Source organism: Micromonospora sp. NPDC002411 (assembly GCF_053592955.1).
Window position 1 is genome coordinate 1 of sequence record NZ_JBSFBM010000229.1, and the last position, 11,092, is coordinate 11,092.

The following is an 11,092-nucleotide window of genomic DNA, read 5'->3' on the forward strand; positions in this document are numbered from 1 at the left end:
TGGGAAGCTACATCCGCACCTACGGCTCCCTGGATCTCGACGCGGCGCTGCTCGTCCTGCCGCTGCTCGGTGTGGACCCGACCGATTCGCCCCGGGTACGCGGCACCATCGACGCCATCCGGGACCGACTGTCCGCCGGCGGTCCGCTGCTCTACCGCTACCCGGCCGGACGGGACGGGCTCCCCGGCACCGAGGGCGCGTTCCTGCCCTGCTCGTTCTGGCTCGTTCAAGGGCTTGCCAGCACCGGGCGTCGCCGCGAGGCCGTCGAGCTGTTCCAGGCCATTGTCGATTACGCCAGCCCGCTCGGTCTCTACGCCGAGGAGGTGGATCCCGCGACAGGTGCCCACCTCGGCAACTATCCCCAGACGCTGACGCACGCCGCGCTGATCCAGGCCGCGCTCGCCATCCGGGACGCCCCAACGCAGGTAGGGTTCCGATCATGACGATTCCCCATCTGACGGCTGCCGACGGCACCGCCCTGCCGGCGATCGGGCTCGGCACGTACCAGCTGAACGGTTCGGCGGGCGTCGACGCGATCGGGCACGCGATCCGGGCGGGTTACCGCTTGCTCGACTCGGCGGTGAACTACGAGAACGAGGGGGCCGTCGGTCGGGCCGCCCGTTCGGCGGGCGACGTGCGGGACGAGTTGATCGTCACCTCGAAGCTGCCGGGGCGGCACCACCGGTACGACGAGGCGCTGACCACCATCGAGGAGAGTGTGTTCCGCACCGGCCTCGACCACGTCGACCTGTACCTGATCCACTGGCCGAACCCCAGCCAAGACCTGTACGTGCAGGCGTGGCGGGCGCTGATCGAGGCGCGCGAGCGCGGTCTGGCGCGGCACATCGGGCTCTCCAACTTCCTGCCGGAGCACATCGAGCGGTTGGTGGCCGAGACCGGGGTGGCCCCGGTGGTCAACCAGATCGAGGTGCACCCGTACTTCCCGCAGCAGGAGGCGCTCGACTACCACCGGGAGCAGGGGATCCTGGTGCAGGGCTGGAGCCCGCTCGGCCACGGCAACGACCTGAAGCAGCATCCCGTCATCGTGGAGATCGCGAACGCCCACGGCGTCAGCCCGGCGCAGACGATCCTGGCCTGGCACGTGGCCCGCCAGGTGATCCCGCTGCCCAAGGCCGCGTCGCCGCAGCGGCAGGCCGAGAACCTCGACGTCTTCGGCATCACGCTCACCGACGCGCAGGTCGAGGCAATCACCGCGCTGGGTCGCCCGGACGGTCGGCTCTCCGATCAAGACCCAGCGGTGTACGAGGAGTTCTGACCGACCCACCCCACAGAATGGTCAGGGGGTCGGGAGAGCATGGGGCGTGCTCGACGGACTTGACGACATCGACTGGGCGCGGCTGGGCCACGCCTACGGGGCGGCCGATGACGTGCCCGGCCAACTGCGTGCCCTGCTCTCCCCCGATCCGGCCACCCGGGACGAGGCGTTGAGTGACCTCTACACCAACGTCTTCCACCAGGGGGGCCGGTTCGAGGCGAGCGCGTACGCGGTGCCGTTCCTGCTGGAGATGCTCGGTGATCCGGCCACCCCGGACCCGGCGGCGGTGCTCGCGCTGCTGAGCGTCCTGGCCGTCGGGTACGACGAGGGTGTCCTGCCGGAGGGCTTCCCGGTGGCTGAATACCGCCGGGCCGCCGAGGGCGGTCGTGAGCTGCTCGCCGCGAAGCCGCCGCCGTGGACCGGCGAGGACGAGTCGGAGAAGGAGTACGTCGAGTACGCCTACGTCGAGTCGCTGTCCGCGGCGGATCAGGGTCGGCTGTGGGCGTACGTCGAGGTGGCGACCTACGACGCGGTGCGCGCCGGGGTTCCCGTGTTCCGCACCCTGCTGGAGCACTCCGATCCGGGCGTGCGCGCGGTCGCGGCGTACGCCCTCGCCTGGTTTCCGGAGGACGCCGACGGCAGCGTGTCCGCGCTTGCCGCCGCGATCGGCGCCGCCCAGGAGCCCGGCGTCGAGTCGACCCCCGGCGAGCTGGCCACCATGCTGGTGGCGTCGGGGCTGCTGGGTGCCGCGCCAGACGCTCGTTGGATGGCCGATCCGCGTCCGGTGCTCCGCTGGGCCGCCGCGATCGGTCGGGCCCGGGTCCTCGGCGCGGCGGCCGACCCCGCGACCGTCGAGGAGCTGTTGAGCTGGGCGTCAGCGCCATCCGACGACGCCGGCAGCGGGCTGGTCGAGGGCGAGTGGGTGCCGTTCCTCGACTGCGATCTGGGCGGCTACGCGGCGCTCGCCCTGCGGCAGCTCGGCCCGCAGCACACCGACCGTGCCTTCGACGCGCTGCTCGACCGGCTGCCCACCGTCGGCGGCGAGCGGTCGTTGACGGTGCTGGGTGTGGCGTTGCGCCTCGCGTTCCCGGACGGTCCGGCAGCGGCAGGGACGCCGGTCGTGGCGTTGCCGCCCCGGCAGCGACGGCTCGCCGAGGTGCTGGGCCGGTCGACCGAGCCGTGGCTGATCGACGGGCAGGAGTTCGGCAACGTGGCCATGCTGGTCGGGGAGTACGGCCTGCCGAGGAGCCGCGAGACGATGCTGGCGTACGTCGAACGCGTGCCGTAGCCGGCGCGAGCACCGGAGACCGGGAGCATTCGCCGCCCCGGTGAGGGACGCCATCACCGCACTGACCAGACCGTGCATCACTGGCAGGGCAATACTGGTCGGGTGGAAAGCACCCGGCCCCGCCTGCTGCTGGTCGAGGACGACCGAGCGCTGACCGCGCTGCTCGCCGACCTGTTCGCCGAGGAGGGGTACGACGTCGACCTGGCCGGCGACGGGCAGAGCGGCCTGCACCACGCACTGGCCCGCGACTACCAGCTCATGGTCATCGACCGAGGGCTGCCGGTGCTGGATGGCCTGCAAATGGTCACCCGATTGCGGGAGCGCGGAGTGACCTGTCCCGTGCTGCTCCTCACCGCTCGGGGCTCCCTCGACGACCGGGTGGAAGGGCTCGACGCGGGCGCGGAGGACTACCTCGTCAAACCCTTCGAGGTCCCCGAGCTGCTGGCGAGGCTCCGGGCGCTGCGTCGCCGACACCAGGACGCGGCGAGCCGACTGCCGCTGGGGCCACGACGCTGGTTGGACGTGGGTAACCGGCGGGTGCTCGACGACGGCGAGGAGATTCCGTTGTCCGCCCGCGAGTTCGCTGTACTGCGCGCCCTCGCCGGTCGACCGACGAAGGTCTTCACCCGGGCAGAGTTGCTGAGCACCACTTTCGACCACGCCGACGCCCCGGGCAGCGTCGACGCCTGCGTCCATCACCTGCGCCGGAAGCTGGGCCGGGGCGCCATTCGTACGGTGCACGGTCTCGGCTACCGAATCGGTACGGGCTGACGGGTGGACGAGGCCCAGCTGAACCACGCCCGACGGCGCAGTGTGGCGCAGACCGCCGCGGCGATCGGCGTCATCCTGTTGCTGGTCGGCGCGTTGATGTTCGTCCTCTCCAGCCGTCAGGAGTCCCGTGCGCTGGATGCGGAGCTGGGTCAGGTGCTCACCATGGCCGAGGACGTGGACGACCCGCCGCCCGGTCAGGTCTTGGCCCGCAGAGCAACCGGAACCGACGCGGTCGAGGTGACCAGTAGCGCATCACCGGAGTTGGTCGGCGTCCTCAAGGACGCGCTACGGCGGCAGCCGACGCGGTACGACACCGACGCGGGGGACGACCATCCGGTCCGGGTGCAGATCGAGCACCGGGTGGACGGCAGCCGCTGGGCGGTCGCCGCCGACCTGGCGCCGCTGCGCCAGCGCCAGGAACAACTCGGCATCGCGCTGCTCGTGGCCGAACTGGCCGGCCTGGCCGGGGCGCTGGCAGCCGCGGCGCTGCTCGCCCGGCGGGCAGTCGCGCCCCTGGCCACCGCACTGACCCTGCAACGTCGCTTCGTCGCCGACGCGTCGCATGAGCTGCGCACACCGCTCACTGTGCTGCACACCCGCGCACAACTGCTCCTGCGCCGAGCCCGGACCCAGCCGGCGGAACAGCTCACCGATCAGCTCGAACAGTTGGTGGCCGACACCCGGGCGCTCGGTGAGGTCGTCGAAGATCTGCTGGTGGCCGCCGCCGAGCACCAGCCGCCACCGGACACGGTGGTCGACCTGGCGGAGGTGGCCCGTGAGGTGGTGGCGAGCATGTCGGTGTACGCGCGGGAGCGCGAGGTCGAGCTGCGTCTCGAGGTCACCGGGGCGGCAGTGGTCCGGGGTGCTCGCACCGCTCTGCGCCGGGCCTTGACGGCCCTGGTGGACAACGCCGTCGGGCACGTGGCCGTTGGCGGGCACGTCACAGTGACCGTGCGACACCGCGACGGCCGGATTGCCGCCGACGTCACCGACGACGGGGTGGGCCTCGATCCGGCCGAGGCGGACCGCCTCCTGGGCCGTTTCGCACACGGCTCGAACGGGACGGGCCGACGTTTCGGGTTGGGCCTGGCGCTGGTGCAGCAGGTAGCGCAGGCCCACAAGGGATCGCTCCAGGTCGGCGGGGCCCCGGGTCGCGGTGCCACATTCACGCTGCTGCTACCCGCGTACTGAACGGGAAGCGCAAGAATTTCACAAGAATCGCGAAATATGGTGACTGGTAGCGATATCCCGAGCGCGGAGGAGATCTCATGCCAGACACTTTCAATGGACTTCCTCTGCACCCACTCGTGGTGCACGCAGTGGTGGTTCTGCTGCCGTTGGCCGCGATCGGCGTCGCCGCGCTGGCCATCCGGCCATCCTGGCGGGGGCGCTACGGCGGGCTCGTCGTACTGATCACCGCGCTGGCCACGGTCGCGGTGCCGGTCGCCTCCTCCACCGGTGAGGGCCTGGAACAGCGGGTCGGCGACCCTGGCGTGCACGCGCAGCTCGGGGACACGCTGATCTGGTTCGCGCTGCCGCTGTTGGTCGCCGCCGTCGCGCTGTTCTGGCTGCACCGCCGGGCGGCCCACCCGGCCGGGGAGACGACCGGGTCCCGCCGTACCCCTGCTTGGGTGGCGGTGGTGATCGCGGTGCTTGCCGTGGTCGTGGCGGCCGCGAACCTGGTCCAGGTCTACCGGGTGGGTGACTCCGGGGCCAAGGCGGTCTGGGGCAGTGCCCCGGCCGCGTCCGCGGGGCGCGGCGGCGGCGACGCCGCGTAACGCCCACGCTGGGCACAAGCGCGGCGCGTCACCCGGGCCGACGGCTGGCCCGGGTGACGCGACGCCGGTCCTAGACGAGCCCGCCGAGCGACGGGTCGCTGATGCTGTCCTTGCCGTTCTCGACGTGGCCCGCGTACCGGTGGGCGAAGTCGGCCTCGCCCGCGACGGTGACGGTCAGGTCGTACCAGCCGTGGGTGCGGGAGAGCTGCCAGTGCGCCCGCTCGGTGTGGCCCGGCTGCAGCGACAGCTTCAGGGGGCGGGAGTGGTACCGGTCGGTGACGGTCACCTCGACCCGCTTCGACCCGGGGTTCTTCAGCGTGAGGACCACCTTGTCGTTGCGCTCCTCGTAGGAGGGGGTGATGTCGAGGTGGGCTCGGCCGCCGGTGAACCGGCGGTAGAAGCCGTTCGGCCCGTGCACGGACAGGTCGTACCCGGACCCGATCGTCCAGGTGTCGGTCAGGTGCTTGCCCGGCTCGACGGTGTAGCTGCGCGGGGCGTCCGCGCTGCCGGCCTGGCGGACCTGGAAGACCGCGGCGGCCCCACCGGTGTTGCGGAAGTCGATGCGCAGCGAGTCGCCGTCGCGCCGCCCGTCGGCGTGCAGGGTGTACGGGATGGCGCGCGCCGGGCGTACCCCGTGCTCCTGCTTCGGCAGCCGCTGGTCGGTCGGCGGCACCGGCACCTCGTCCGGGTGTCGGATGAGGTCCTCGGGCTTGAAGTCGTCGGTGTCGGGCAGCCTGACGTCACGTGTGCGGTTGGGGTGCCGGAAGTCGAAGGCGCTGGTCAGGTCGCCGACGACGGCGCGTCGCCACGGGGTGATGTTCTTCTCGATCAGGTCCGGACGGCCGTGCCCGAACCGCGCCTCCAGGAACTTGATCAGCGAGGTGTGGTCGAAGACCTGCGAGTTCACGTAACCGCCGCGCGTCCACGGCGAGACGATGACCATGGGAACCCGGATGCCGAGGCCGTAGGGCCCGGCCGGGTGGTCGGCGTCGCCCGGGAAGATCTCGTTCGTGGTCGGCACCGTCGACTGGCCGTGCTCGCGGCTCTGCGGGGGCGTCGGCGGGACCACGTGGTCGAAGAAGCCGCCCTCCTCGTCGTACGTGATGAAGAGCGCCATCTTGCTCCACACCTCGGGGTTCGACGCGAGGATGTCGATGACCTGCGAGATGTACCAGGCGCCGAACGCCGGCCCCCAGTTCGGGTGCTCGGTGTACGCCTCGGGAGCGGTGATCCAGGAGACCTCGGGCAGGTGTCCCGCCTCGACGTCGGCGCGGAAGTCGGCCAGCAGCGCCTCCGGGTCGCGGCCCTGGGTGCGGATCTCGGTGCCGGTCTTGGCCTTGTCGGCGAGCGGGGTGCCGGGCTGCGCGTTCTGGTACTGGTGGAAGTAGAGCAGCGAGTTGTCGCCGTAGTTGCCGATGTACGGGTCGTTCGTCCAACCCCAGGAGCCGGCGGCGTTCAGGCCGGTGCCGACGTCCTGGTAGATCTTCCAGGAGATGCCGTTGCGCTCCAACCGCTCCGGGTAGGTCGACCAGTCGTAGCCGGCCTCCGCGTTGGTGATGACCGGGCCGCCGCCCTTGCCGTCGTTGCCGACCCAGCCGCTCCACATGTGGTAGCGGTTCGGGTCGGTCGGCCCCATCAGCGAGCAGTGGTAGCTGTCGCAGACGGTGAAGGCGTCCGCGAGCGCGTAGTGGTACGGCAGGTCCTGGCGGGTGTGGTAGGTCATCGCCGTAACGCCCTTGTTCGGCACCCACCTGTCGAACCGGCCGTCGTTCCAGGCGGCGTGCCCGTCGTTCCAGCCGTGCGGCGGGTCCGGCAGGAAGGTCTGGCCGAGGTCCTTCACCTCGGGGCGGAACGGCAGCAGCTCGTCGGCGCCGTTGGGCTGGTGCCACACGTCCTTGCCGGACGGCAGTGTCGCCGGATGGGGGTCACCGAATCCGCGTACGCCGCGCATGGTGCCGAAGTAGTGGTCGAAGGAGCGGTTCTCCTGCATCAAGATGATGACGTGCTCGACGTCCTTGATCGTGCCGGTCCGGTTGTTCGCCGGGATGGCGAGCGCCTTGCTGAGGTCCAGCGGGAGCGCCGCGCCGATCGCGGGGACCCCCATCGCCTTGAGAAACGTACGCCGATCCACAGTGCCCATAGCTCCGCCTTTGTGCGATCTGGTCGAGAAACTGGCGACCGGACGCTACCGACGACGGGTTGACGGCAGATGACCGTAGTTAGTTGGTTTTGCGACCACTCGACAACCGGCTCCGGGCCCTGCTCGGGCTCACCCCGTGGACCCGTTTGAAGGCCGCGCTGAAGCCGAAGGCGTCCGCGTACCCCAGTTGGTGTGCGACAGCGGCGACCGTCGCCGTCGATTCGGCCAGCACGTCGGCGGCCAGGGTCATCCGCCAGTCGGTGAGGTAGGTCAGCGGTGGCTCGCCGACGAGGTCGGTGAACCGTTTCGCCAGTGTCGACCGGGAGACTCCGGCCTGCGCGGCCAGGCTCGCGAGAGTCCACGGCCGGCCCGGGGCGTCGTGCATGGCGCGCAGCACCGGGCCGACGGTGTCGTCGCTCAGCGCGCGGTACCAGCCGGGAGGCTCGGCGTCCGGTTGGTCGAACCAGTCCCGCACTGTGCACACCAACAACCAGTCCAGCAGGCGGTCGAGCACGATCTGGCGGCCGGGCCTGCCGGCGTCGAGCTGTGCGTCCAGGTAGTCGCGGAGCGGGGCGCAGTCGTGCTCGTCCGGGACGACGAGCACCGGTGGCAGCGCACCCAGCAGCCGTTGGGGCACCCGACCCCGAACGTGGTACACCCCGACGAGCAGCACGAGGCGCTCGGTCTGGTCCGCGCCCGTCGAGTCGATCGCCCCGGTCTGACCGCGTCGGACGTCCCGGAGCTCCCCCGGCTGGAAGCTCGATCGCGGCTCGGCGGAGAAGGTGAACGGTGCCGGGCCGCGCGCGGCGGCGACCTCCCCGACCCGTACCAGATGGGGCTTGTCGCTCTCCGGATGGGAGAGCCAACCCTCGCCGCGCAGCGGGACGCAGAGCGTCAGCGGGGCGCCGTCGGTGAACCGCAGCGCCGAGGGCGGTGTCAGGACGGAACGGCCGAAGGCCGCGCCGTCCGCGTGCACGCTCCGCAGCAGACTGTCGAACGGGTCCATGACACCGACGATAGATCCCGGATGATGGCGCTCGGACGATCACACATGCCCGGCGTACGACAGCACATGGGCCGACCGTGACCGGTCGAGTTGACTCGTGGGCATGACGACGGACGCACAGTCGATACTCGTGATGGCCGGAACCGGTAAGACGGGCCGCCGGTTGGTACCGACGCTCCGGGCGGCGGGCCAGCACGCTCGGGCGGCCTCCCGCTCGGGCGAGGTGCGCTTCGACTGGTCGCGGCGGGACACCTGGGAGCCGGCTCTGGCCGGCGCCTCGGCGGTCTACCTGCTGGCCCCGGAGGACCCGACGCTGGCCGCCGACTTCGTGACGCGGGCGGTCGACTCGGGTGTGCGTCGGATCGTGGCGCTGTCCGGACGCGGGATCGACCAGGTTGGTGACTTCTCCCCCGGCATGGTCGCCGCGGAGACGGCCGTGCGGACATCGGGCGTCCAGTGGTCGATCATCCGGGCGAACAACTTCAGTCAGAACTTCAGCGAGGACCTGTGGCGCCAGCCGCTGCTCGACGGCCGACTGGCCCTGCCGATCGGCGTCACCCCGGAGCCCTTCGTCGACGCCCAGGACATCGCCGACGTGGCCGCGACGCTCCTGACCGCCCCCGACCATCACGAACAGGTGTACGACGTGTCGGGTCCTCGGGCGCTCACCTTCGCCACGGCGGTGGCGACGATCGCCCGGGTGACCGGACGTTCGATCCGCTATGTCGAGCTGACCCCGGAGGAGTACCACGCCGAACTGCTCGCCGAGGGTTATCCGGAGGAGACGGCCTCGGCGCTCAACCTCCTGTTCGACGGGATGCGCGCGGGCCATCTCGCCGAACCCGCCGACGGTGTACGTCGGGTGCTCGGCCGGGACCCGCTCGACTTCGACAGCTACGCCGCCCGGGCCGCGGCGACCGGAGCCTGGTCGTAGTCCGCCCGGTACGCCTGGTCACGGCTCCGGCGGTGTGAGAGCGGCGTAACAGGTGATCTGCCCGCATACCGCGCGCACCCCGACGTACCGTGAGATCGTGCCGACGAGAGACGTACTCACCAAGGCTGACCTCGCTGAACTGCGCCGCTCGGCGCTCGGGACGGCCAACCCGCTCGGTGTCGCCGCCGACCTCGCGGAGGCGGCCGAGCAGGGCCGGCTGGAGGATCCGGACGACGCCGGGGACGCCCTGACCCTGGCCGCCGAGATCGCCGAGATCCGGGCACGGCCCGAGGCGGCCCTGCGCTACGCGGAGCAGGCCGTGGCGGCGTACCCGTCCGCTGACGACCCGCGGGCCGGGTTCGCCCGGGCGCTACGGGCGCGGGCGCTGTTCCGGGCCGGCGGTCAGGACGACGAGGCGATGGCGGAGTTGACCGCCCTGCGCCCGTTGCTGCTCACGCAGCCCGACGCCCCCGCCTACGTCAGCGCGGCGCTGGACGCCGGTGGTCGTTCCGCGATCGCCGAGACGTGGCTGAGCGAGGCCGCCGACTCCGTGCTCAACGAGCGCGCGACCGCCGCCGGTTCGGCCACGTCGACCAGCACCGCGACGGACGCCGTGGTCGATCTCGGTCCGCCGGACGCGCCCGGTGTGACCTTCTTCCTGCTGCAACAACGGCATCGGGTACGCCGGAATCTGAACCTGCCGCACGACCGGCAGGACGACCTGGCGGACCGGTTGGAGACCCAGCTCGTGCGCCGGGCCGGCGAGCGCAGGGACGCCGAGTCCGACCTGCTCTTCTGGCCACGGGCCGAGTTCGACACGTTGATCTCCGAGCATCCCGCCCTCGCCGAGGTGTACGGCCCGGACTGGGATGCGCACCGGGGCCGGTTGGAGACGGAGTTGGTGCGGCTGCGGGGTGCCGGTCAGGCGGGGTTGGGTGTGTTCGGGGCGACAGTGGCCGGGTTGACCGCGTTCGCCGGTCGACGTGGCGGCGACCCGACCGACGTGGCGGTCCGGGCCGGCTACGCGGCTGAGGTGTCGGCGCGGCCCAGCGCGCGCATCCCGTGGCCACCGGAGCGCAACGACTCCTGCTGGTGCGGATCGGGCCTGAAGTACAAGAAGGACTGCCTGCCGCGTTCCCGGAGCTGACCACTGCGGCTATCGCGCTGCGGCCGCCGACCTGACCCGGAGTAGCGTCCCTAACGGCTTTGACGTCGATAGCCGTTAGGAGTGCCTTCGTGCTGGTCATCGCGCATCTCAGTGACACCCACCTCGACAGCCATCCCCGGTCGGCCGAGCGGGCCGCCCGGGTCATGGACTACCTGCACGGCCTGCCACGACCTGTCGACGCGATCCTGATCACCGGGGACATCGCCGACCACGGCGAGGTGGCCGAGTACGAGACCGCCGCGAAGCTCTTCGACTCTCCGCTGCCGGTGATGGTCTGTCCGGGCAACCACGATGTGCGCGACGCGTACCGCAAGGGTCTGCTCGGTGACGACGGAGGCGGCACCGGCCCGATCAACGCCCGCCACGACGTGGCCGGGGCGGTCTTCCTCCTCGCCGACTCCTCGGTGCCCGGCGCGGACGACGGTCACCTGGACGAGGAAACCATGATGTGGCTCGCTGACGAACTGGGTTCGGTGCCGGCCGAGACGCCGACGTTCATCGCACTGCATCATCCGCCGGTGGTGCTGCACCACCCGGTCATCGACCCGATGCGGCTGCTGCGGGCCGAGCCCCTGGCCGAACTGGTCGCCGCCCACCCGCAGGTCGTCGCCGTGCTGACCGGGCATTTCCACACCGCCGCCGCGAGCACCTTCGCGGGCCGTCCACTGCGGATCGTCCCGGGTGTGGTCTCCACACTGCGGATGCCGTGGGAGGGCGAGGGCCCGTTGGCC

The 11,092-nt window shown here is 71.3% G+C and carries 11 protein-coding genes; 9 read left to right on the top strand and 2 right to left on the bottom strand.

From position 1 onward, the window contains the following. From ACWCO3_RS24015 to ACWCO3_RS24040, 6 genes are all read left to right on the top strand, one after another. Positions 1–443: glycoside hydrolase family 15 protein (locus ACWCO3_RS24015; RefSeq protein WP_450012145.1), on the top strand; the 443-nt coding region annotated here is incomplete at its 5' end. Continuing rightward, positions 440–1,276 carry an aldo/keto reductase gene (locus ACWCO3_RS24020; protein WP_450012147.1) on the top strand — a complete coding sequence of 279 codons (837 nt, stop codon included), beginning with the start codon at positions 440–442 and terminating at the stop codon, positions 1,274–1,276. The genes ACWCO3_RS24015 and ACWCO3_RS24020, both read left to right, overlap by 4 nt. Positions 1,277–1,322: 46 nt before the next feature. Continuing rightward, positions 1,323–2,564, top strand: coding sequence for a hypothetical protein (locus ACWCO3_RS24025; RefSeq protein WP_450012149.1), 1,242 nt, complete (start codon positions 1,323–1,325; stop codon positions 2,562–2,564). Positions 2,565–2,666: 102 nt separating this feature from the next. Further along, positions 2,667–3,335 carry a response regulator transcription factor gene (locus ACWCO3_RS24030; protein WP_145780592.1) on the top strand — a complete coding sequence of 223 codons (669 nt, stop codon included), beginning with the start codon at positions 2,667–2,669 and terminating at the stop codon, positions 3,333–3,335. A gap of 3 nt (positions 3,336–3,338) precedes the next feature. After that, entirely contained in the window at positions 3,339–4,526 is a 1,188-nt protein-coding gene (locus ACWCO3_RS24035; protein WP_450012150.1) for a sensor histidine kinase, read from the top strand. Between the two features lie 77 nt (positions 4,527–4,603). Further along, the gene (locus tag ACWCO3_RS24040) at positions 4,604–5,113 is read left to right on the top strand and encodes a DUF2231 domain-containing protein (RefSeq protein ID WP_450012152.1); all 510 of its coding nucleotides are present in this window, start codon (positions 4,604–4,606) and stop codon (positions 5,111–5,113) included. A 70-nt stretch (positions 5,114–5,183) separates the two neighbouring features. Here ACWCO3_RS24040 and ACWCO3_RS24045 read toward each other — a convergent pair whose 3' ends face one another. Beyond that, positions 5,184–7,253, bottom strand: a complete 2,070-nt coding sequence (locus tag ACWCO3_RS24045) for a phosphocholine-specific phospholipase C (RefSeq protein ID WP_450012154.1) — start codon at positions 7,251–7,253, stop codon at positions 5,184–5,186. 79 nt (positions 7,254–7,332) lie between these two features. Further along, positions 7,333–8,259: an AraC family transcriptional regulator gene (locus tag ACWCO3_RS24050; RefSeq protein ID WP_145780584.1), complete on the bottom strand. Its 927-nt coding sequence runs from the start codon at positions 8,257–8,259 to the stop codon at positions 7,333–7,335. Positions 8,260–8,362: 103 nt separating this feature from the next. Here ACWCO3_RS24050 and ACWCO3_RS24055 point away from each other — a divergent pair, with 103 nt between their 5' ends. The 3 genes from ACWCO3_RS24055 to ACWCO3_RS24065 form a co-directional block, all read left to right on the top strand. Beyond that, complete coding sequence (locus ACWCO3_RS24055; protein WP_450012157.1) at positions 8,363–9,193, top strand: NmrA family NAD(P)-binding protein; 831 nt, start codon at positions 8,363–8,365, stop codon at positions 9,191–9,193. Between the two features lie 97 nt (positions 9,194–9,290). After that, positions 9,291–10,340, top strand: a complete 1,050-nt coding sequence (locus ACWCO3_RS24060) for an SEC-C metal-binding domain-containing protein (protein ID WP_450012159.1) — start codon at positions 9,291–9,293, stop codon at positions 10,338–10,340. Positions 10,341–10,429: 89 nt separating this feature from the next. Further along, positions 10,430–11,092, top strand: a 663-nt coding sequence (locus ACWCO3_RS24065; protein ID WP_450012161.1) for a metallophosphoesterase, incomplete at its 3' end; no start/stop codon positions are given.